The 23520-nt window shown below is 39.2% G+C and carries 23 protein-coding genes; 3 read left to right on the top strand and 20 right to left on the bottom strand.

Annotated elements, in window-relative coordinates; genetic code table 11:
- Window position 1: 1 nt before the first annotated feature.
- From rbsB to F3D68_RS07095, 5 genes are all read right to left on the bottom strand, one after another.
- Complete coding sequence (gene rbsB / locus F3D68_RS07115; RefSeq protein WP_151193753.1) at window positions 2-919, bottom strand: ribose ABC transporter substrate-binding protein RbsB; 918 nt, start codon at window positions 917-919, stop codon at window positions 2-4.
- A gap of 24 nt (window positions 920-943) precedes the next feature.
- Window positions 944-1894, bottom strand: a complete 951-nt coding sequence (gene rbsC / locus F3D68_RS07110; protein WP_151193752.1) for a ribose ABC transporter permease — start codon at window positions 1892-1894, stop codon at window positions 944-946.
- A 19-nt stretch (window positions 1895-1913) separates the two neighbouring features.
- Window positions 1914-3422: a sugar ABC transporter ATP-binding protein gene (locus tag F3D68_RS07105; RefSeq protein ID WP_151193751.1), complete on the bottom strand. Its 1509-nt coding sequence runs from the start codon at window positions 3420-3422 to the stop codon at window positions 1914-1916.
- A 27-nt stretch (window positions 3423-3449) separates the two neighbouring features.
- Window positions 3450-4070: a ribosome biogenesis GTP-binding protein YihA/YsxC gene (gene yihA / locus F3D68_RS07100; protein WP_151193785.1), complete on the bottom strand. Its 621-nt coding sequence runs from the start codon at window positions 4068-4070 to the stop codon at window positions 3450-3452.
- 207 nt (window positions 4071-4277) lie between these two features.
- The gene (locus tag F3D68_RS07095; RefSeq protein ID WP_151193750.1) at window positions 4278-4763 is read right to left on the bottom strand and encodes a low molecular weight protein-tyrosine-phosphatase; all 486 of its coding nucleotides are present in this window, start codon (window positions 4761-4763) and stop codon (window positions 4278-4280) included.
- Window positions 4764-4963: 200 nt separating this feature from the next.
- Between F3D68_RS07095 and F3D68_RS11230 the strand changes: the two genes are divergently transcribed.
- Window positions 4964-5119: a hypothetical protein gene (locus tag F3D68_RS11230; protein ID WP_191092745.1), complete on the top strand. Its 156-nt coding sequence runs from the start codon at window positions 4964-4966 to the stop codon at window positions 5117-5119.
- Here F3D68_RS11230 and F3D68_RS07090 read toward each other — a convergent pair.
- The 5 genes from F3D68_RS07090 to F3D68_RS07070 form a co-directional block, all read right to left on the bottom strand.
- Window positions 5109-6362: an SLC13 family permease gene (locus F3D68_RS07090; RefSeq protein WP_151193749.1), complete on the bottom strand. Its 1254-nt coding sequence runs from the start codon at window positions 6360-6362 to the stop codon at window positions 5109-5111. The genes F3D68_RS11230 and F3D68_RS07090 overlap by 11 nt on opposite strands.
- Before the next feature lie 110 nt (window positions 6363-6472).
- Window positions 6473-7894 (bottom strand): cryptochrome/photolyase family protein, encoded by a 1422-nt coding sequence (locus F3D68_RS07085; protein ID WP_151193748.1) that lies wholly within the window; start codon window positions 7892-7894, stop codon window positions 6473-6475.
- Window positions 7895-7899: 5 nt separating this feature from the next.
- Window positions 7900-8898 carry a ferrochelatase gene (hemH, locus tag F3D68_RS07080; protein WP_411955028.1) on the bottom strand — a complete coding sequence of 333 codons (999 nt, stop codon included), beginning with the start codon at window positions 8896-8898 and terminating at the stop codon, window positions 7900-7902.
- A gap of 32 nt (window positions 8899-8930) precedes the next feature.
- Window positions 8931-10388, bottom strand: coding sequence for a metalloprotease TldD (gene tldD / locus F3D68_RS07075; protein ID WP_151193746.1), 1458 nt, complete (start codon window positions 10386-10388; stop codon window positions 8931-8933).
- Window positions 10389-10400: 12 nt separating this feature from the next.
- Window positions 10401-11024, bottom strand: coding sequence for an L-threonylcarbamoyladenylate synthase (locus tag F3D68_RS07070; RefSeq protein WP_151193745.1), 624 nt, complete (start codon window positions 11022-11024; stop codon window positions 10401-10403).
- A 71-nt stretch (window positions 11025-11095) separates the two neighbouring features.
- On the opposite strand from F3D68_RS07070, the gene F3D68_RS07065 reads away from it, so the two are divergent.
- The gene (locus F3D68_RS07065) at window positions 11096-11632 is read left to right on the top strand and encodes a septation protein A (RefSeq protein WP_151193744.1); all 537 of its coding nucleotides are present in this window, start codon (window positions 11096-11098) and stop codon (window positions 11630-11632) included.
- A gap of 193 nt (window positions 11633-11825) precedes the next feature.
- Here the strand turns inward: F3D68_RS07065 and F3D68_RS07060 are convergent, their stop codons facing one another.
- Genes F3D68_RS07060 through F3D68_RS07050 form a run of 3 tightly spaced genes read right to left on the bottom strand, consistent with a single transcriptional unit; the run spans window position 11826 to window position 14384 of the window.
- Window positions 11826-12746 (bottom strand): DNA polymerase III subunit delta' C-terminal domain-containing protein, encoded by a 921-nt coding sequence (locus F3D68_RS07060; RefSeq protein WP_151193743.1) that lies wholly within the window; start codon window positions 12744-12746, stop codon window positions 11826-11828.
- Window positions 12747-12756: 10 nt separating this feature from the next.
- Window positions 12757-13761 carry a protease SohB gene (gene sohB / locus F3D68_RS07055; RefSeq protein WP_151193742.1) on the bottom strand — a complete coding sequence of 335 codons (1005 nt, stop codon included), beginning with the start codon at window positions 13759-13761 and terminating at the stop codon, window positions 12757-12759.
- Window positions 13762-13772: 11 nt separating this feature from the next.
- On the bottom strand, window positions 13773-14384 hold the full coding sequence (locus F3D68_RS07050) for a glutathione S-transferase N-terminal domain-containing protein (protein ID WP_117001149.1): 612 nt from the start codon (window positions 14382-14384) through the stop codon (window positions 13773-13775).
- A gap of 166 nt (window positions 14385-14550) precedes the next feature.
- Between F3D68_RS07050 and F3D68_RS07045 the strand changes: the two genes are divergently transcribed.
- Window positions 14551-15738, top strand: a complete 1188-nt coding sequence (locus F3D68_RS07045; protein WP_151193741.1) for a NupC/NupG family nucleoside CNT transporter — start codon at window positions 14551-14553, stop codon at window positions 15736-15738.
- Here the strand turns inward: F3D68_RS07045 and F3D68_RS07040 are convergent.
- From F3D68_RS07040 to F3D68_RS07010, 7 genes are all read right to left on the bottom strand, one after another.
- Entirely contained in the window at window positions 15735-16472 is a 738-nt protein-coding gene (locus F3D68_RS07040) for an MIP/aquaporin family protein (protein WP_151193740.1), read from the bottom strand. The two genes, F3D68_RS07045 and F3D68_RS07040, sit on opposite strands and share 4 nt — an antisense overlap.
- A gap of 41 nt (window positions 16473-16513) precedes the next feature.
- Window positions 16514-17443, bottom strand: coding sequence for an ABC transporter substrate-binding protein (locus F3D68_RS07035; RefSeq protein ID WP_191092744.1), 930 nt, complete (start codon window positions 17441-17443; stop codon window positions 16514-16516).
- A gap of 36 nt (window positions 17444-17479) precedes the next feature.
- On the bottom strand, window positions 17480-17893 hold the full coding sequence (locus F3D68_RS07030) for an IS1096 element passenger TnpR family protein (RefSeq protein WP_151193738.1): 414 nt from the start codon (window positions 17891-17893) through the stop codon (window positions 17480-17482).
- Between the two features lie 172 nt (window positions 17894-18065).
- A complete protein-coding gene (fumC, locus tag F3D68_RS07025) occupies window positions 18066-19445 on the bottom strand; it encodes a class II fumarate hydratase (RefSeq protein WP_151193737.1) in 1380 nt (459 codons plus the stop codon).
- A gap of 247 nt (window positions 19446-19692) precedes the next feature.
- Window positions 19693-21060, bottom strand: a complete 1368-nt coding sequence (locus tag F3D68_RS07020) for a LysM peptidoglycan-binding domain-containing protein (RefSeq protein ID WP_191092743.1) — start codon at window positions 21058-21060, stop codon at window positions 19693-19695.
- 20 nt (window positions 21061-21080) lie between these two features.
- The gene (gene cgtA, locus F3D68_RS07015) at window positions 21081-22106 is read right to left on the bottom strand and encodes an Obg family GTPase CgtA (protein ID WP_151193735.1); all 1026 of its coding nucleotides are present in this window, start codon (window positions 22104-22106) and stop codon (window positions 21081-21083) included.
- 90 nt (window positions 22107-22196) lie between these two features.
- A complete protein-coding gene (locus F3D68_RS07010; protein ID WP_224728261.1) occupies window positions 22197-23336 on the bottom strand; it encodes a hypothetical protein in 1140 nt (379 codons plus the stop codon).
- Between the last annotated feature and the right edge of the window lie 184 nt (window positions 23337-23520).

Genomic DNA, 23520 nt, shown 5'->3' with positions numbered 1-23520 from the left:
ATTAAGCGTTAGATTGAGTGACTAATCTCAAAGGAACAACAATATGCGGATTTACCTTTTCACCACGCAAGAATTTAATCGCCGCCTCAACACCAAGCTCACCCATTAAATACGGTTGTTGCGCAATGGTTGCTGCCATTTTTCCGGCTTTAACGGCATTGATACCCTCTTTCGTGCCATCAAAACCGATAAGGATAATATGCTTTTTACCTGCTTCTTCAATCGCACGCATAGCACCCAATGCCATCTCATCGTTTTGCGCAAAAATACCATTAACATCAGGGTTGGCTTGTAATAAGTTTTGCGTAACATTCAAGCCTTGTGTGCGGTCAAAATTCGCTGGCTGCTTAGCTACAATCTTGATATCTGATGTTGCCATTTCAGTATCGAAACCTTGACCACGCTCTTTAGACGCTGAAGCACCTGGGATCCCTTGAAGTTCGATAATTTTGCCACTGTTATTTAAGCGATCAATCATGTATTGCGCTGCCATTTTGCCACCTGCCACATTATTTGACTCAATATGTGACAATACTTTGCCTGAATCAGCTGTGCGATCCAAGGTAATGATTTCAACACCATGCTGATTCGCATATTTCACCGCATTAGAAACGGCTTGTGAATCGGTTGGGTTGATAATAATCACTTTAATGTTCTTAGTCACTAAGTCTTGGACATTAGACAGCTCTCTGGCGGGATCATTGCGTGAATCAAGGGTGATGACTTTATACCCTTCCGCTTTTGCTGTTTCTTCCGCGCCATTTTTCATACTAACGAAAAATGGATTATCTAAAGTTGAGACCACAAATCCAACCGTTTTATCATTATCATTTGAGCTGCCACACCCTGCCACTATGAGCATTGCGGCAACACCAATAATGGCAGTAATCACTTTAAAAATACGTGTTTTCATTTTCATTTATTCTCCATGAGGTTAGTTACACTAGTTTTTCACTTTAAAATCAAATAATACCGCGATCAATATGACCAAAGCCTTGACGATCATCTGATAATACGAGGAAACGTCCATTAAGTTAAGCGCGTTACTTAATAAACCGATAATAAGCGCGCCCATCAATGTGCCCATAATCTTGCCTTTTCCACCAAAAAGGCTCGTACCACCCAATACCACCGCAGCGATTGCATCAAGCTCATAGCCTGTACCTGCAGTAGGTTGTGCTGATGACAGACGCGAGGTAATAATCATTGCCGCAACTGCTGATAAAGCGCCTGAAATGGCATAAACAGCAAACTTAATACGATTAACACGAATACCGGCAAGCTTTGTTGCCTCTTCATTGCCACCGGTAGCATAGACATATCGCCCAAAACGCGTGTATTTCAACACATAAAAAGACACCGCAAAAACCACTGCCATAATATACACAGGAAAAGGAATGCCCAATAAACTACCCGTACCAATAAAAGCAAAAGCATCAGAGCTTGTTGCCACCGGATAACCATCACTAAACACCATCGTCAATCCACGAAATAAAGTCATGGTAATCAATGTTGCAATAAACGGTTGCACCGCGCCTTTAGTGACAATCGTACCACTGACACCGCCAAAGATAACACCGACTAAAATCGTCAAAGGAATAACCAAATAAATCGGTACCATCCACTGTAATAAAAACGCACAAACAACACCACAAAGTGCTAATACAGAGCCAACCGATAGATCAATACCTTTGGTTAAAATAACAAACGTCATACCCACTGCAATCACGGCATTAACAGATGTCTGTTGCAAAATCACTAAGATATTATTCCACGTCAGAAAGTATTGATTCAAACATGACATCACAATAATCATAACGACAAGTGCCAGTGCCGCCTTATGCTCGATTAAAAATTGCTTATTCACTTTACTCATCACTCTATTTTTTAGCATTACTCTCCCCTTAAACCATTTAAGCAATTGCCAATTTCATTACCGCTTCTTGCGAGATATCATCTGCCATCAACTCACCCTTTATCTCACCTTCACGCATTACTAGCATACGATCACTCAAACCAATCACCTCAGGCATTTCTGAGGAAATAAATAAAATCGCCAAACCCTGCGCTTTAAGCGCATGAATCAAGCGGTATATCTCGCGCTTTGCCGCGACATCAATACCACGCGTTGGCTCATCTAAAATTAACAGCTTCGGTTGACATAATAAACCCTTGGCAATCGCAATTTTTTGCTGATTACCACCGCTTAGATTACTGACCAGCTGATCTTGATTAGGTGTTTTAATTTTCAGTTGATCGATATACTTAGAAACCACTTCTTTTTCTTGTGATCGATCAATATGTCCAAATGCATTTGAAAGTTGTTTAAGTGATGCTAGCGTCATATTCTCTTTAACACTAGCACCCAAAACAAGTCCATCAACCTTGCGGTCTTCTGAGATATAAACAATACCATGAGCTAAAGCTTGTGTTGGGTTGTTTACGCGAATCACCTCATCTGCCAACGTCATTTGTCCCTTTTTAATCGGATGACAACCGTAAATACTGCGCGCAAGCTCTGTCCTTCCGGCACCAATTAGCCCATACACACCCAGCACTTCACCTTGATGAATAACGAAACTTGCTGGTTTGATTTTGTCATTACTAATATTCTCTGCTTTAAATAATTGCTGCATTGACTGCTCTGGCATCTGAGTATGCTCTGGCGATGATAATACTGTCATCTTACGACCAACCATTTTCTCAATGATTTGTTCATGCGTTAACGCATCTGTTTTACTCTCGATAATAAACTGACCATCACGCATGATCGTAATATCATCACAAATCTCAAATATTTCTTCCATGCGATGCGAGATATAAATAATGCACTTGCCTTCGGCACACAGTTTTTTGATGATTTCAAACAAACGTCTGACTTCTTTTTCAGTTAATGCATCGGTCGGTTCATCCATCACAATAATTTGTGCATCTAATGATAAAGCTTTGGCAAGCTCCAGAAGTTTTTGATCACCAATACTTAAGTTATTCGCCAAGCTTGATGCCTTTTGCTGCATATGCAACCCATGAAGTATTTTATCAACTTTGTGATAGGTTGCTTTCCAATCAATACTTAAGCGATTGCGCATGACCTCACGACCCAAGAGAACATTCTCAGCAATTGTGAGATCCGGCAATATATGTGGCTCTTGATGCACCATAGCGATGCCCGCTGCTTGCGCTTTGGCAATGCCATCAAACTCAACCTTTTCACCAAAACAATAAATCTCACCTTCATCTTTTTGGTAAATACCATTTAACACCTTCATTAACGTTGATTTACCAGCACCGTTCTCACCCAAAAGCCCCATCACTTTGCCGCGATACGCTGATAAGCTCACACCATCTAATGCTTTAGTCCCTGGAAAACTTTTATGAATATTCTCTAAGCGTAATACACATTGATCTTCATGCCTTTGCACAATCTTCCCCCTCTTAAGATTTAGCCGCTAGATACTTTCGAAATCAACAAATGGTAGGTTATACCATTGATCGAGCTTATCTTTTAACTTATCTAACCCCATTTTGTTTTGCGCTGAAAACAATTGAAAACTAATATTCTCAGGTGCGCGCACTTGCTTTAAATAGTCACGTAATAAGCGCTCAGCTTTTGCTTTTTCTGAATTATTAAGCTTATCCGCCTTGGTTAATAAAACATGTAAGTTTAAATCATTCTGTATTGCTGCTTCAATCATCATACAATCAAAGCTTTTAATCGGATGACGAGAATCTACAAGCAACACTACCCCCTTTAAGCACACTCTGGTGGTCAGATACATCTCTAGCGTTTTCTGCCAACTTGCTTTGATCTTTTCCGATACTTTGGCATACCCATAACCAGGTAAATCGACCAAGCGCTTATGCTCTTCCAACTCAAATAAATTGATCAGCTGCGTCCGCCCTGGTGTTTTACTGACACGTGCCAACTTCGTCTGTTCGGTTAATGCATTTAGCGCACTGGATTTACCCGCGTTAGAGCGCCCTGCAAACGCTACTTCAATCCCATAGTCATAAGGCAACTGCTCAACTAATGCCGCCCCCATCACATAGGTTGCCTGACGGTAATTCATCGGTTTGAACGATGGTGATTCACCTGCTTCATCAACGACTGCTTGTGGCTCTTTGATGTTTTCCAAATCTTTCACTTTGTCTATTTTGCCTACTTTGTGTACTTTTTTTATTTCTTTGACTTTTTTTATTTTTTTATCATTCATAACATATCTTCTTTATTTTCATCATCACATACCCCCAAAAAATGAGGCTATATGCAACATATCCTATCTTTGTTTTAATTCAGCTTTTAATGCTTCCAGTAAATGTCTGCACGCCGTGTCAATCATCAAATACACTTGGTCAAACCCATCATTATAATACGGATCTGGCACATTATTCATTGCCAAAGTAGGCGCATATTGCAGCAATTTTGTTACTTTTTGCATATTACTATTTGGCGCAATCATCTGCATATCTTTGAGATTCTTATCATCCATGGCAATCAGATAATCATAATGCTCAAAATCTTCTGTCACTAGCTGCCTTGAACGCAAGTCACGAATATCACAATCATATTTCAACGCTGTTGCTATCGTTCTTGGGTCAGAGGCATCACCTTTGTGCCATTGAGCAGAGTGTGTGCCCGATGATTCAATTTCAAAATAAGGTTCTAAATGCGCTTGAGCAACAAGCTTACGCAAGATACCATGCGCTGTTGGTGAGCGGCAAATATTGCCCATACAGACAAACATGACTTTAATCTTTTTCATATGCTTGATGACAACCATGAGGGTTAATCATTATTCCTGAGGCTAGTGTATTACATTTGACTAGGGGATTAACAGCACTATTTATCCTCATTATGTCGCATTGGGTATTATTTCAACTACATTTCTTTCGTATTTATGGCAAAAATTTAAATCTTGATCTACTTTAAACAATGAACCAATCAACTTTTAGAGGTAACATTATGATGAAGATAAAAAAACTTGAAAAAGAAATCGCTGAAAGCATCGACAACCCAAAAGATAAAACCATCAATACCAAGTCAGCTAACTTATTTATCAGTAAATTCAAACCGATTGCTTACGGGTTTGTGCTACCGATGAAAACGCTTAAACACTAGTAAAACATAAAGTCATTAGCCAATAACATCCTAGAAAAATCAAACTCAATATTAAACCAATACAAAGAAAAGATGCAAAGCGAAAAGCAAATATTTTCACACGCTCAGCCGATTGAAAAAGAATGACATTACTGGCTGCCCCCAACATGCTAAGATTCCCTGACAATGTGCTACCTACCGCAAGTGCGATGAATAACTCACTTGTCTGTCCATATGGGTTTAATAACGGTAGCAATAACATTACTGCGGGCACATTAGATAACATTTGACTTAACACAAAACCAATCATAATAAGGCTTAATGGATTAAGCAGCCATGCTTGATGCGTACTTAAAAAGCTCTGCGTTATCCCTGTTAACCAAACCGCATGCATAAAAACAAACATCGCAACAAAAAAGATGATACTCGTCCAATCTAGATGTTTAAATACAGCCATTCGTCGTTGGTAAGCAATGATAATCGGCAAACAAGCAATAAGGGCAATATAGGTTAGCGAAATCAAAGGCATCTCAATGAGCGTTAATAGCACTTTGAGTATAATAAGTATGACAAAACTTATCAGGGCGATGATGACAGGAGTAACTGCTTTAACATTTATTGAAACACTTTCAGTCATTGAGATATTAGTGCTCATCGGTAGGCATAGCTCTTTGCGAGATACAAATGCAATCAGTCGATAACAAGCGTAAAGCGTGATCATACTGGGAATAAATAAGTAGCCAAAGAAACTAATAAATGGGGTACTTAGATGTCCAGCTATCAGCAAATTCTGCGGATTACCAATTGGGCTAAAAACACTGCCAATTGTCATACTAAACGCCAGAGCATATAAATATGGCGTACTGGCAAGCGAATGGCGTTTAATCAAGGTTATTACAATATCAGCGCCAACAATCGCAATCGTATCATTAAGAAAAAGTGCTGATAACAAACCACTGCCAAAACACAGAATACATAGTAACTTCTCTTGTGAGGCATGACGCACAACATACTTTACCAACATCACATCCAACAACCTACTATCATGTAATGCGCTACCGATAAAGAAAACTGTAATAAGGTAGAAAATCGTCGGCAAATCAATCGCCTGCCAAGCCTGCTGCAGCGAGATATTGCCACTAGCGATAACAATAATGGCGCATACCAACATTACCAGCCAAATAGGCGCTGAAAATCGCCCTACTTTACGCAAAGACGCCGCAATAAAAATAATAACCAACAATAAAAGTGGTAAATAATGCACTTTCTAGTCGCCACCAAGGTTAAAGTCCGATAAGTATAATCTCTCCATTTACAGATGGGTAGCTCCATAGGAAATCAATAACCAACTCACCTAGCTACGCCATACTAAAACTACAAATTTTTATAGTAAGCTAACGCCTCCTCTCTCGAGACTTTAAGATCAACAACTGGATAAGGATAATCTTTACCAAGAGTGATACCAGCTTGTTTTAAAACACTCTCCGGTGCTGACCACGGTGAGAACAAATACTTATTCGGCAGTTGATTCAATTGAGATAAATAACGACGAATATACTCACCATCGCCATCAAACTTTTGCCCTTGAGTGACTGGATTAAATATGCGAAAAAAAGGTGCCGCATCAGCGCCACTTCCTGCAACCCATTGCCAATTGGCACTATTATTAGCTAAATCGGCATCAACTAAGCAATCCCAAAACCATTTAGCACCATGGCGCCAATGAATATGACAGTTTTTTGTTAGAAATGACGCGACAATCATTCTAACGCGATTATGCATAAATCCCGTTTGCCATAGCTCCCGCATTCCCGCATCAACAATTGGAACACCTGTTTGACCCTGTTGCCATGCTGTTAATAATCTCTGATTATCTTGCCATGGGTAATGATCAAACTTTTGCTGCCAATTGTGATCACTTAATTGTGGATAATGATAGAGCAATGCATAATTAAACTCGCGCCATATAATCTCTGATAAATAGGTCTGTTTGTTATCGTTATCACATTTTCTCTGACGCACTTTATCCCAGATAATATGTGGCGAGATTTGCCCAAAATGTAAAAAAGGGGCAAGCCTAGATGTTACATTTAAGCTTGGGATATTGCGATTATGCTGATAATCATGTAAATGATGCTCAATAAAGGTTGCTAAATAGTGATGCGCCGCTTTCTCACTGATTTGCCACTGTGATAATACCTTCTCTGACCATTCATGCTGGGGTAATAAGTCCAGATCCGCTAAACTGCTATTACTTGCTTTAACTTCAGTTAAGCAGTTTTGCATCTCTTTAATCTCATCCAATGGTGCTCTTGGCGGCATGACTTGCAATGCTTGACGTTTGAATGCACTAAAGACTTTGTAAGGCTGACCATCACTCTTTAATACCTCCCACGGCTCCCACAATAAACTACCATTAAAACTATGCACATCTATTGCGTGCGCTTTCAATTGCGCCTTAATATGTTTATCTCGCGTGACTTGCCATGGTGTATATAAGCGATTCCAAAAAACCTGCTTAATGTCATAGCGATCAATAAGCTCAATAATGATTTCATAAGGGTCACCTATAAAAAATTGTAATCGATGATGAAGTGTCTGATTTAAGGATTGCAATGCATAATGAAGCCATGCTTTAGTCGCTGCACCCATTTGCCAGTCTTGTGAATCAGTATCATCAAGAATATAAATCGGCAGAACCACACCACTTTTGAGTGCTGCATTCAGCGCTGGATTGTCGATAATTCTTAAATCTTGGCGAAACCAAAGAAGAACTTCTGGCTTTTGCAGCGTCATCGATATTACTCACCAATAATGGTTTTCAACATCTCAATATGCTCATCACGATCATTCAAACATGGGATAACGGCATAATGCTGACCACCGGCATTTAAAAATGTCTCGCGTTCCGTCTCTTTTAATTCCTCCAAGGTTTCCAAGCAATCAGCAGCAAATCCTGGCGCCATTACTAGCACATTTTTTTTGCCCTTTTTGGCAAGATTTGCCAACACTTCTGTTGTATATGGTTTAAGCCACTCTTTGGGTCCAAAGCGAGATTGGAAAGATAGTTGAATATCTAGCTTTGTTTCACTCAGTGCACTTTTAAGTAGTTCAAAGGTTTGTAAGCAATGTGCTTGATACGGATCACCCTTTTGTACACACTCCAGTGGAATACCATGAAATGACAATAACAACACATCTGGCGTGAAATCGATCGTCTCCAGATAACTTAAAACACTCTGTTTTAATGCCTTAATATAAGCAGGATGCTGATAATACGGGGCAACACCAACAATATTAGGTTGATAACGCATTGTTTGCAATACACGAAAAACCTCATCATATACAGACGCCGTTGTTGTGGCTGAGTACTGCGGGTAAAGTGGCACAATATTAATTTCAGTAACGCCTTGGACACTCAACGCCTCAATCTTTGCTTTAATCGATGGCTCACCATAGCGCATTGCAAAATCAACGATCACCTCATTGCCTAACTTATCGGCGAGTTTACGTGCTTGAGCTTGTGTGTAATACATCAAAGGTGATAATTGTTTATCCTCAAACCAGATTCTTTGATAAAGGTTAGCCGTTTTAGGGGAGCGAAATGGCAAAATAAACAAACGCAAAATGGGTTGCCAAATGAATGAAGATGCTTCAATCACACGCCGATCAGACAAAAATTCTTTAAGATATTTGCGCACATCTTTGACTTGATATGAGTCAGGAGTTCCCAAATTAACCAATAGTATTGCTTTCTTAGCATTACTTATTGCCTTTCCTTTATTGCTCATCTTCTTTATCTCATCCATTTTTTTATTGAAGTTATACACTTCTACTCACAACCACCAACCGTTATTTCATCGATCTTTAAACTGGCTTGCCCAACACCAACAGGCACAGACTGCCCATCCTTGCCGCAAACGCCAATGCCTTTATCCAAAGCAAAGTCACTACCCACCATCGAGATTTTTTGCATCACTTCCGGACCATGACCAATCAAAGATGCACCTTTGACCGGATGCATAATTTTACCATTTTTGATCAAATACGCTTGATCCATCACAAACACAAATTGCCCTGAGGTAATGTCTACTTGCCCACCATTAAAATGAGTCGCATAAATTCCATAATCAATACTTTGGATCATCTCTTCAAGCGTATCCTCACCTGGCAACATATAAGTATTGGTCATTCTTGGCAATGGTAAATGCGCATAAGATTGTCTTCTACCATTACCTGTTGCTGATACACCAAAAGCTTTCGCTGAAATTCGATCGTGCATATAGCCTTTTAAAATACCGTTTTCAATCAACACCGTTTTCTGAGTTGGTGTCCCTTCATCATCAAAATTAAGCGAGCCACGACGATTGGCAATACAGCCTTCATCAATTACCGTGCATTTCTCTGAGGCAACTTTCTGCCCAATTTTTCCTGAGAAATGCGAGCTTTTTTTGCGATTGAAATCACCTTCCAAACCATGCCCTACTGCTTCATGCAAAAGTACCGCCGGCCAACCTGAGCCAAGCACCACTGGCATTTTGCCACTAGGAGCGGGCTTTGCCTGAAGATTAGTTTTAGCGCCCTTATATGCCTCATCAACATAAGACTTCCATAGATTATGCTCAGTGAAATAATGATAGTCATAGCGCCCACCGCCACCGGCTGAAAAGCTTTCACGTTTTTGATCTTCCTTAGCATCAGCAACCATAATTAAACTGACATTCATGCGCACCAACGGTCTTACATCCATTACACACAAACCATCGGTATTTAAGATCAACACCATTTCCATATTCGAGGCAATGGAAACCGTGACTTGCTCGATATTGCTGTCTAATGATTTAGCATAAGCATTAATTTGATGAAGCAGTGCAATTTTATCTTCCGCAGGCATACTATCCAATGGGGACAATGCTGGATAATGGCGAATAATGTGTGGCGTGTTAAGTTTTTCAACCCTATAGGGATTAGCACTGTCTTTTAATAGGTAAAGTGCCGTTTTAATGAGTTTCTCAATGGTGTTCAGATGCAAATCATCAGCATAAGCAAAGCCTGTCTCACCATCAAATACGGCTCTGACACCAATGCCTTGCTCAATACCAAAGCTGCCATGTTTGACGACACCGTCATCTAACATCCAGCTTTCAGAGATTATCTTTTGCAAATACAAATCACCAAAATCAATTCGCTTTTGGCTTAATAAGTCCAGTAAGCCTTTTAATTTCTCCAAACTTAAATCAAATGGCTGTAATAACTGTTCATTAATAATACTGTAATATTGATCCTGCATTTTCTTCCTAAATTATTCAAATATACTGATATCACCACTGCCAACACGCAATATTTCGACAGGGACTTCGGTCATATCCACAACCGTTGTTGGTTCATAACCACAATAATCCGACTCTAGAATATAATCAATCATCTGCGCACAGGGTTCATTGGCAAAATCCTCGCTATATACAAGCGCATTATCCTGATCTGGCAAGATAAAGGTGGTACTTAATAGCGGTTCGCCTAAAGCCTCACTTAACATCAAAGGTACTGGATGATCCGGCACACGAATGCCAACGGTTTTTTTGCTTTTGTTTAACATCAATCCCGGCACTTTACTCGTTGCTTGCAAAATAAAGGTGTAACCACCCGGTGTTGCCCTTTTGAGTAAACGATAAACACTGTTATCAACCTTGGCATATTGCGCGATCTCAGATAAATCACGACAAATAATTGTGAAATTATGTTTATCATTCAAATCACGAATCTTTTTTATTTGCTGCAACGGTTTTTTCAAGCCCATCTTGCATCCCAAGGCATAGCCTGAGTCTGTCGGATAGGCAATCACCTTGCCATCATTTAAGGCATTAACAATTTCTGCTAAGACAGCCTTATTCGATGAGTAAGGATTTATTTCAATGTATTGGCTCATAGCAGCTTCTTACTTTATACTGGTCGCGAAAATTTGTGCTAAGTGTACCACTAACCCTCTCTGGAGAGAACATGAAGAAACTGCTTTTTGACTTTTTCCCTATTATCATCTTTTTTGTCGTCTATAAAATGTATGACATCTACACTGCGACAGTGGCACTTATCATCGCCACCGCAATTCAGCTAACCTATGAAGTTATCCGCTATCGCAAAGTGTCAATGATGCATGTTGTGACTTTTGTCTTGGTGTTAATCTTGGGAGGTGCCACCGTTTACTTCCATGATGAAGCATTGATCAAATGGAAGGTAACGATTGTGAATTGGTTATTTGGTGTAATTTTTATCTTTTCAACCTATTTAATGCAAAAGCCGATTATTCAACGCCTGATGGAAGAAAGCATTGAACTGCCACAAAAAATTTGGAAACGCCTTAATAATATCTGGGGTGTGTTTTTTTTATTTTTAGGCGCGATTAATCTTATTGTTGCTTATAATTTCTCAACAGATATTTGGGTAGACTTTAAGCTTTTTGGTATGCTTGGAATTACTTTTGTATTTGTTATTGGTCAAGGCATTTTTCTTGCTAAGCACATTGATCATAAAAAATAATTGCTCTAACCATATTCCTGCCCACTTTGATTGTATAGTTGGCTGAGCGTAAGTCGAAGCCTCTATAAAGTGTGACACTCCCAAACTTACCATGCTTCGACTAACTCTCAGTGCACCGCTTCGACTGATGCTCAGGGTACGGTGAGCACTTGTGGGTAAATAGTTAGTATTAGCCAAAATAATGGCTCTTAAACTACGCACATAGCTCTATCAAAAAACTCTCAATAGCTAGTTGTTTATTGACATTATAATGCTTACCTTCATAGGCTTTAAGCTTTAGTAGGCGCTGATAAAAACCATATAAAGCAATATGGTCATAGCGCTTAATCAATCCCTCTAATAACGCTTTTTGCTCTTGTGTTGGCATGGTTTGTAATGAGTCCAAACGATAATAATAAGCATCAATCAGTAAACTGGTTAACCAATAAATTGCATCCTGATAATAGGCATTGATATCAATGCTTAATGCCAAGGGCGACAACTGACCTTGAATAACCTGTATCAGCTCCTTACGTAATTGCCAGAAACTCTTATCTGTCTTAATGCGATCAATCACCCGCAGATCCGCCTTACTAATGGCTAATGCTTTGGCAATATCCTCATCATTCATTTGATACTTTTGTGTGAGATACGCTTTCTTTTGCGCCAATGTTAGCGCCAGATCAAATACTTGTACGCGCGAGCGCAATGTTGGCATAATCCACTGTAATTGATTAGTTGTCATCAGAAAATAAGTATTCTCTGGCGGCTCCTCCAAACTCTTTAATAGCGCATTAGCAGCAGATGTATTTAAGGCTTCCAATGGGCAAAGGACAATCACCTTAGCTTTAGCGCCGTGGCTTGTTAGATAGATACCTTCTAATAGATTTTTGATCTGATCAATCTTGATTTGTCCATCATCTGCTTTTTGATAAAAAACATCCGCAGCTGTCGCAAGATCATCTACAACATCATGCCCTAATAAAACAGCCGTGAGTTTAGTCAGTAATGGTTCAAGTGGCAAATGATCAATATTATTTAATAAAATCCCGTGTGCTAAACGATTTTGCGCTAATGATGCTTTGATCTGCTCAATAAAATCCGTATGAAAAACACTTATATCAATATCAGACATCTATTGGCACTCATGGTCCAACGCGTTGAAAGACTTTCAATGCACTGTGACACATACTCGAGAGTTTTGATTTTTTTGTTTTATATTCGATATGGAATAACTTTAATGATCCTGATTGGTATTTATCCAACAAATAGGCATCACTAGTTTTAAGCGCATCAACTAAATTTAATTCAAGGGCAGATTGCCCAAACCAGTACTCACCCGTTGCCACTTTCTCAATATCTAAGTTCGGTCTGAAGTGAGCAATATGCTCTTTAAAAAGCTTATGCACCACCTCAAGCTCTTCTTTAAATTTTTCACGTCCCTCATCGGTATTCTCACCCAACATTGTCAAAGTGCGCTTATATTTGCCTGCAGTGTGTAGCTCAACATCAACTCCCTTATCTGTTAGCAGCCGATGGATATTTGGCAATTGCGCCACGACACCAATCGAGCCAACAATGGCAAAAGGTGAGGCAATGATCGTATCAGCAACTGATGCCATCATATAGCCACCACTCGCGGCAACCTGATCAATCACAGCAGTTAACTTAAGATTAGCCTCTTTAATGCGTGCTAGTTGTGCGGCGGCTAAACCGTAACCATTGACTGCCCCGCCTGGACTTTCTAAGCGGATAACGACTTCATCATTTTTATTGGCAATCTGCAAAATAGCATTGACTTCTTCTGCTAAGGCTTCACTTTGTGAGGCTTTGATATCACCCTTAAAATCAATGACAAAAACATTGCTTAAATCATCATGTTGCGCTTTGTGTGCAAGCTTTAGCTTTTCTTGGTTTGCCTTATGCATTTTTTTAAATGCTGATTTATTTAGCACTTCATGCGCTAACTGCTCTTGGCGTTGTTGATAAGCTTCATTTAATGATTTAACAACCAACTGCCCTTTTTTGTTACTCGCTTTACCCTTTAGTGATAAAGCCAAGATAAACCCAAAGGCAATAACTATAGCAATAACAATTGTTGCTGCCTCAAGCACGAAAAACAAATAATTAATGGCATAATCTGCCCACATACGATGAACTCCTAGTGACGACGGTAAACTTTCTTAACCTGTTTTGGTAAGGTGCGTTGAAATGACTCGCGCGCGAAAATACGCTCAGCATATTTGGTAATATCCCCTAATGACTCATCAAGCGGAATACCTTGCAAAGGCAAAGCATGCAACAATGCCGCCAATGAGCAATCTGCCAACGTCATTGAATCTGACATAAAAAATTCATTCTCTGAAAAGATCGGCTCAATGGCTCTAAAGCTATCAACCAATGCCACTTTAGCTTCTTCAACTTTTTTCTGATCCGTGCCGCACAAGATAAAGTTAAGCAATGAATACCACTCGCGATCAATTCGTGTCATCGCCAAGCGCGTACGTGCACGCTCAACCGGATAGTTTGGCAGCAGTGAAGGTGCCGGATAACGCTCATCAATATAAAGCATCACCACCTCAGGATCATAAATGACATAGTCACGCTCTTTTAAAATCGGTAACGTTCCTTCAGGGTTTAATTCTAAAATCATTTCTTTATCAATGATTTCATCTAACTCAACCACCTTGAAACTCATACGTTTTTCTTCCAAGGCAATGCGTGCGCTATGCGAATACGGGCAATCTTTTTTTATAAAAAGTGTGATATACATGAAACAGTTATTATCTATAAAACAAAATGATAGACAATGGTAAATGGTTTGCCCTAGTTGGTCAATTGCTTCAATTTGAAATTCCTAAATTACATGACATTTTAATCCAAAAGTATTAAGATGCGCCCGTTTGCCTAAATTCAACTAACGAGGGAGTTACCACACAATGCTAAAAATTTTGCATTTTTTACTCGCATTGATCATTCTTGCTGTGATCCTATATCTCACGAGCATGAATCGTAAAAATATTAAAGCACGTTTTATTATTCAGCTGATCATTATTGAAATTATCGTCGCTTATTTCTTATTAAAATCGGCCGTTGGCGCTGACATTATCAGCTTCATTTCAAGTGGTTTTGATTACGTTATGCAATACGCGATGGAAGGAACCAAGTTTGTCTTTGGTTCGGTCGTACCTGAAAACTTCGTCTTTTTCTTTAATGTATTAATGCCAATTGTTTTGGTGTCAGCTTTAATTGGTATCTTGCAATACCTTAAAGTCTTACCACTTATTATCCGTGGTGGCGGTTGGATTTTGTCCAAAATCAACGGCATGGGCAAACTTGAATCTTTCAATGCCTTAAGCTCACTGATCTTGGGACAGTCTGAAAACTTTATTGCCTATAAGAATATTCTATCTGAGATTTCAGAGCGCAGAATGTACACGATGGCCGCCACGGCAATGTCAACCGTGTCTCTGGGGATTGTTGGCTCATATATGCAGATTTTAGATTCTAAATACATCATTGCTGCTTTGATTTTAAATATGCTAAGCACCTTTATTGTTTTGCATATTTTAAACCCATATGACTACTCCAAAGAGCAAAGCTTTGAAGATATGAGCTTGCATGCTGATAAAAAGCAAGCTTTCTTTGAAATGCTTAGCGAGTATATTCTTGATGGTTTTAAAGTAGCGATTATCGTTGGCGCAATGCTGATTGGCTTTATTGCATTGTTGGCAATGTTAAATGGTATCTTTAACGGCATCTTTGGCATCAGCTTTCAAACCTTATTAGGTTATGTGTTCTCACCTATTGCTTGGCTTCTTGGCATTCCAGGCAATGAGATCGTTCAAGCCGGTGGCATTATGGCAACTAAGCTTGTTTCTAACGAGTTTGTTGCGATGTTGTCATTAAAAGATCAATTGACACATTTCTCAACGCACAGCGTTGCAATCATCTCTATCTTCTTAGTGTCCTTTGCTAACTTTGGCTCAATTGGCATTATCGTTGGCTCCGTTGCTGCCTTAAATGGCGAGCGCGCTAAGTTTGTGTCACGCCACGGCTGGCGCTTAGTCTTTGGCGCAACAATGGTCAGCTTTTTATCAGCGTTGATTGCTGGATTGGTGATTTAAAACATAAAAACCCGAATTAACACAAACCCTAAAATTGCGCCTGCCAAGGGTGCTAATATCGGCACCCACGCATAGCTCCAATCACTTGAACCCTTGCCTTTAATGGGCAATAAAGCGTGTGCAATTCTTGGTCCCAAGTCACGTGCTGGATTAATTGCATAACCTGTAGGACCTCCCAAAGATAAACCAATCCCCCAAATGGCAAAACCAAAGACATAAGGCAAAGAGCCATTGGCAAAGGGTAAATTGTTACCATAGCTAATCAGGGCACCGACAAACACAATTAACAATGTTGTTGCAATCAGTTCCGTGACAAAATTGCTGCCCTTATGACGCATTGCCGGATAGGTTGAAAATACCATTAACTTAAAGTGCGCATTATCGGTATATTGCCAATGTGGGTAATAGGCAAGCCAGACAAGAACTGCTCCTAAAAAACAGCCAATTACTTGAGCAATCCATAATAATAAGACTTCGCCAAAGGAAGGATAAACACCACCTAATAGATACTTGGCTAAAGTGACCGCAGGATTAATATCCGCTTGTGCCGAGCCTGCGGCTTGGGCAACAAACACTGCCATCATCACCGCAAAACCCCAACCTGCCGTAATGACAATCCAACCACTGTTTTCCGCTTTGGATTGTTTTAATAAAACACCTGCGACCACACCACCGCCCAAGAGCATCAACACAAGGCAGCCAAGCAATTCCCCAAAAAAAGCACTATGCAACATAAATCATCCTCCTGTTATTTTCTTGCAAAACAGCAACAAAGCTAATCTGCGGCGCTTAATATATCACAGATATTTTTGACACCCGTCAATATTTGTGGAGAAAACTGCGAAATGCCATCAGATGACAACTGAAAAACATGTTTATTTTTTACAGCGAATAAATCCTGCCAACGCTGCCACATCGATGCTTGGTCAATATGCCACTTGGTTATATTCGATAACATGATAATTACACTAGGATTGCGCTCAATAATCGCATTGATATTTGTTTGGAAACTGACGTTATTCATATCTTTAAATACATTCACACCTCCGCATTGAGTGACAATATCATTTAAAATCCCGCTACCTCCGGCGACAAAAATCGGTTGAGTTGCTAATTGCAATAATACCCTTGGTTTATGGCGCTTAATAGCAGGTGTTGCGTTGTGTTTAATGATTGCCTCAAGTTGTGTTACAAAGCTTTGCTGCAATGCAGTCCCTGCATTTTTTAATTGAATACTCGCACCAATATCGGCAAATGACGTTGCTAATGATTTAAGGTCCTCGGCATTAAAAACTACCACTTTAATGCCAAAACGTTCGAGCAAGGCAATCACTTGCGGTTGCGTTTGTCCAGTCCACGTAATCACTAAATCAGGTGATAAGCTGATAATTTTCTCAACATTAAGCGCTTGGAATGAACCAATGTTCTGGTAGTTTTCATAATATTTAGGCTGCCCAGCATAATAAATACTGCCGATGAGTTTGGTATTAATCTCAGCCTTCGCGTTCTCTTTTGTTGCTTGTTCAATCACATCATGAATAATTGCTGTGGTATTGGGTGACAGTGAGACCACTGTAAAGACTTTAGTTGTATTGGCATATAGTGATTGTATTGGTAATAAAGAAAGCACAAACCAAAAGACAAGTACACAATATTTAAAATAGTGTGATTTTAAAATAATTGAATCATTTTTTCTGGCATACATGAGAGTATCAAAATCAAACATTATTCTAAGCGCAATTTAATAGAAATCATCTTCATACTCTGGATACTGCACAGGATTCCCACCGACTGAGCTTACTACTCTTGGATATTTAGCCCGACTATTATAGGTTGCGTCTTTTTTGTATTTCATTACACGAAATATCCAGCTATCGCCAAAATCAAAGTGCAAAAACAAATTAAGCTGCTCATCATTTGGAAATAAATCATCAAGTGTAATTTCACCCTCTTGATGAGTCTTAAATTTCATAATATTGTCACTATAAGGTCCACTTGTTCGCTTTCCCATATAGAATTCATGTAGATGATCATTATCAAATTTAAAGATTTTCAATATAAATGGGCATAACTCTTCTAACGTCATTGTGCTTTTGACTTCACACTTTTTGTATGAATCCAGTACTTGTATTTTGATATTCCAAATTTCACTCATAATAATCTCCTACTATTTTATATTCACTTTCTAATCCACAGATATATCACTTTTATTAAAGTCCAATATCCTCATGCTTGTTTTCTGCCGTCACTGCAGCCAATAAATCGGCTAATAAATAATGTTTAGGCTTTACAAATTCAATTGTCACCTGTTGTTTTTCTGCCATTGTTTACACCATTTTATACGGATCAACGACCTGATCAAACTCTTGTTGTGATAAAAACTTCAATACCTTGTTTGCTTCACTTAATGACGTGTCATGCTCATCAGCATAATGCGCTAATTGTGATGCCTTATCATAGCCAATCACCGGACTTAATGCCGTTACTAGCATTAAGGAATTGCGCAAATACTCATCGATCTTTTTCTTATTAGGCTTAGTCCCTTCAAGTAAATAATGACTAAAGTTAAGCATGCTATCAGATAAAATATTGATTGATTGCAAAATATTATAAATCATCATTGGTTTATAAACATTCATCTCTAAATAGCCCGCACTACCACCGATGGTTACGGCAACATCTAGTCCAAAAACTTGCGCGCATGCCATCGTCATTGCCTCGCACTGTGTTGGATTGACTTTGCCTGGCATAATGGATGATCCTGGTTCATTCGAGGGAATCAAAAGCTCATGAAATCCCGCGCGGGGTCCGCAACTTAAAAGGCGAATATCATTAGCAATCTTAAATAATGAATTTGCCAACACTTTGATCTGCCCCATTAGTGCAACCAATGCATCATGCGAGCCTTGTACGGCAAATTTATTAGCTGCTGATACAAAGGGAAGTCCCGTGATTTTAGCTATATATTTACATGCCTTTTCAGCAAAGCCTTTGGGTGCATTTAAGCCCGTACCCACGGCAGTGCCTCCAATCGCTAATTGATAAACATCGATAAGCGCATGCTCTAAACGCGCAATATTTTGTGCCAACATCTCAGCATAGCCTGAAAATTCTTGACCCAAGGTTAATGGCACGGCATCTTGCATATGGGTGCGTCCAATTTTAACGACCTTGTCCCATTTCTTAACTTTTTTGGTGAGTTCTTTATGCATCAGCTTAACCGCAGGGATTAATGTCTTCTTAATTGCCACTGCTGCTGAGATATACATCGCCGTTGGAAATGTATCATTGGAGGACTGCGACATATTCACATGATCATTAGGATGAATAGGTGTTTTACTGCCAAGTTTACCACCAGCAATCTCAATCGCACGATTAGAAATTACTTCATTAACATTCATATTTGATTGCGTGCCACTGCCTGTCATCCACACATGTAACGGAAATTGATCTTCGTGTTGACCATCAATAATCTCATCTGCTACTTGGGTAATGAGTGCTTTTTTATCCTCTGGCAAAATACCTAAATCACAATTCGCCATTGCGGCAGACTTCTTTAAAATAGCAATAGCCTTAATGACTTCATGCGGGATACGTTCCTGACCAATCGAGAAGTGAACTAAAGAACGCTCGGTTTGCGCACCCCAGTATTTACTATTATCAACCTCAATCTCGCCTATACTATCGGTTTCTTTGCGTGTATTCATTCACTTGGTTCCTTGTGTTTATTAATTATTTGTTGATTGGGCGTATGCAATACGCCCCTACGTAATGTATATATTCATCAGACTTATGCAATGCGCCTCTGCGTAATGCATATGTTCATCGGGCGTATGCGATACACCCCTGCGTAATGACTATTACCTCTCCCCTTGTGGGAGAGGTCGTGCAGCTTATGCTGCACGGGTGAGGGGTAATTAAAACTCAACTTATTCTTGATTCTTCACTATCTATTTAAAATGCATAAAATTGCGATAACTTCTCAACATTTCCATTCTGGCGAATCTCAAAACCTAACGCACTGGCACCATTAAATTTACCAACCGCACCCAAAAGCTCACCTTGTGTCACATCTTGCGACTCTTTCACACTTATACTACTTAAATTATTATACGCTGAGATATAGCCATCTTTGTGACTGACAATCACCATCTGACCATAGCCGCCCATGCCAACACCAGCATATAGCACACTACCTGTGGCTGCGGCATAAACTTCCGTGCCTTGAGGTACATCTATCTCACGCTGTTGATCAATGCCATCTTTATCAAATGTACCGGACTCTTTTAATGGCCATTGCCATGAAATACCGGCAACCGTTTTACCACTTGGTAGTGATGCTTTAGAAGTATTTGGTTTTGTTTTGGTTTTTTCGGCTAGCACAGGTGTTGCCATAGTCGCTACTGGCGCTTTAGCTGCCTTGGTTTCAGTTGTTTTATTTGTTTTATTTGCTTCAACTGTTTCAGCCTTAACTGATTTGGCTTTTGTTACTGGTTCATGCGCTACACTTTTGACTACCACAGCTTTTGGCTCAGCCGCTGAATGTTGCTCAGGTGCAACAACACGCAATTTCTCACCAACATAAATCATACTTGGTTCTTTAATATCATTCCACGCTTGAAGATCAGCTAAACTCACATTATTGGCAACCGCAATCTCAAGCAAAGAATCACCTGATTGCACGGTATAAAACCCTGTTTTACTTTTAGCGATATGATGTGTCACAACACCCACATTATCATCGTTTTGCGCTAAATCATGCATATCTAGCTCTTTATCTTGATTGATCACTTTATCTTGCGCTGTTGCTGTCACTGGTGCTGACTGCGCACTTTGGCTTTGTGCTACAGGAGCTGCATTGGGGTCAATAACGGGGATATTACTTGCATGCTGATTAGAAACACTCGTCGACTCCGATACAGCCGAAACTTTAGAGCCTGTTCCGATTGAGCTCGTATTCGCCACTGGATTATTTGTGCCCACTGGCACTAACACACCACCTTGATAGGTATACATTTGCCCATCACGCCGAATTTTCTCACCTGGCAAAGGCCCGACACGAATCGTTGATCCAGGTGTGAGCACATAAGGCGATTTAAGCTTATTCCATAAGATAAGTGTTCTTTCAGTGACATTAAAGCGACGGGATATATCATACAATGAATCACTAATTTGCACCGTGTAATAGGTTTGCTGTGTTGGAATATTGGTTACTGGCGCGCTTTGCTGTTGACCATTAAAGAATTGATTAATTGCACTACAGCCTGATAATACGAGAATTGCCGTAGTTAATGCGACTATTTTTTTAATTTTTTTTATCACATAAGCTCCTTTGATAGGATCTATTTCCAAGAGTCCTTTGACGTTAGCATTGTCATAATTTTTTGCAACATTTTTTCGGTATTCTGCCCACTCATTCCGGAAATAAAGAAGTAAGGCTCATTTTTATTCCAACCAATGCCTTGCAAAATATGCTCACAAATGTCATCAACTTCATCCTGAGGCAATTGATCAATTTTATTGAGCACTAACCAGCGTGGTTTTTTATAAAGTGCTTCACTGTACTTTTTAAGCTCATTCTCAACTTTGTGATAATTTTCAATTGGATCTGAACCATCAACCGGTAACACATCCACCATATGCAACACACATTTGGTACGTGTTAAATGCTTCAAAAACTTCAAACCTAGTCCTGCGCCTTCTGCAGCACCTTCGATAACCCCAGGAATATCGGCAATAACAAAGCTTTCATATTGCCCAACACGAACAACGCCTAAATTAGGATACATCGTGGTAAATGGATAATCAGCGACCTTTGGTGTTGCCGCGGAAACCGCTCGAATTAACGTTGATTTACCCGCATTGGGCAAACCTAACAAACCGACATCAGCTAATAACTTAAGCTCTAAACGAATCTCAAAAGACTCACCCTCTTCACCATAGGTAAATTGTCTTGGCGCTTGGTTGGTACTACTTTTGAAATGAACGTTACCAATACCACGTCGTCCACCTTGTGCCAATTTCAACGTATCACCATCTTTAAGCACTTCACCGACTTTTTGATTGGTGGTTGCTTCATAAGCAATCGTACCAACGGGAACGATAAGGTACAAATCCTCACCCTTTTTACCCGCACATTTCTTGCCTTCACCAGGCTTGCCACTTTGCGCTTGGTAATTGCGCTGATAACGATAGTCAATCAGGGTGTTAACATTCTCATCTGCAAATATAAACACACTTCCACCATGACCGCCATCACCGCCATCAGGTCCGCCTTTAGGGACATATTTCTCACGTCGAAAACTCACACAACCATTGCCACCCTTACCCGCATGCACGGTAATTACGGCCTCATCTACAAACCTCACAGTAACCCTTTTTATTATCTTTAGTATTTACGCTGTCTATGATCCAAGAATTTAACGAAAATGTACAGTATAAAAACTAACAAATCATGCTCAACTAAATAGTGAAATAGCTTGCGCCAAGTAGTGCGCAATAAAAAAACATAAACGCCAAATAATGACGATCAACGCAAATGAAATAGCAATACAAAATCCCACATGTTTTTGCGTTTTCTCATTTACTGCATTTAAAACAATATAGGCAATAAAGGGTGTAAATATGATGATGAGCGCTGGGGATATCAAATAGTACATTATTTGAACAATCATTTTCTGCATGTCAAGCAAATAAGTAACAAGCGTAGTAGCAAATAAAAAACAGCCAACAAGCAGATACATTTTGATTAGTTTAGTCCTTAAGTGATTTCCAACCTTAGTCTTAAACCAAAAATGTAAAACAGATAGATATAGCATTTCCATAAACAAAATTAACCATAAATTTATATCAAAATTAAACGTATTTTTCATAACTACATGTGTGAATGCGTATCTTGCCACATCGATGATAATAAAAAATAAAGCAATCATTATGAGATCACTTTTGTAAAAGCTAATTTTCTCCATCCTTAAACAAGATATAAAAAATTTCAACGGTAAGTTCTTGATGAAAAAGAACTTAAGAGGAAACTTTTTCATTGCGATAATAAACGCTAAAATTGAACATATTAAAATGTATAATATCAATGTATCAAAGAAACGAATAAAGTTTTGACTACTCAAGAAATGCAGCAGCGATTTAGAAAGAAAAAACTCCCATGTTTTTGTATAGGCAAAGGTATAAATGCCGCAACATAATGAAAGAAACGTTACTCTTGATTTTAAATTTTTGTTTAAGGTGATTATTTTTGCCAGTGTCAAGATGAATACTGCACGAATTAATGGCATAGAAATAATCATGAGCGCTAAACTTTCCGCTAAATAGGTAGAGAGCATCAAGATAATTGCAATAAGTAAAAGCAATTTCCAATACCCTACATAGTCGTATAAAAATCCTATGGCAATAATGAAAAGCAAACTCAGTGGAAAGATAATTAAACTGAACAAATCAAAGTAAGGTGAAACCGCGATAATGTTTTGCGTTTTTATATCTACTGGGATAATTTCAAAGCTAAGATTAAAAAATATAACATGGAAGTCATCAATTACCACTATAAGCGATAGCAATAAAAATATCCCAAGACATAACATCGACAAAATATACGCTTTAAATCGGGAGTGTGATCTCAATTTTTAATCCTTTTTCTATATTCAGTATTTTTTATCAAATGTCAACTAACTTTTCCGGTTACGACAACTAACTTTGCCGATTTATAGCAAAAAAATTATTTTTTCATACGATAACTTTCTCCTTCTAGGCTAATCACGGTTGCATGATGTA

The sequence above is a fragment of the Cysteiniphilum sp. JM-1 genome (genome assembly GCF_008711525.1).
Taxonomy (GTDB): domain Bacteria; phylum Pseudomonadota; class Gammaproteobacteria; order Francisellales; family Francisellaceae; genus Caedibacter.
This window is presented reverse-complemented; position numbering and strand designations above follow the sequence as displayed.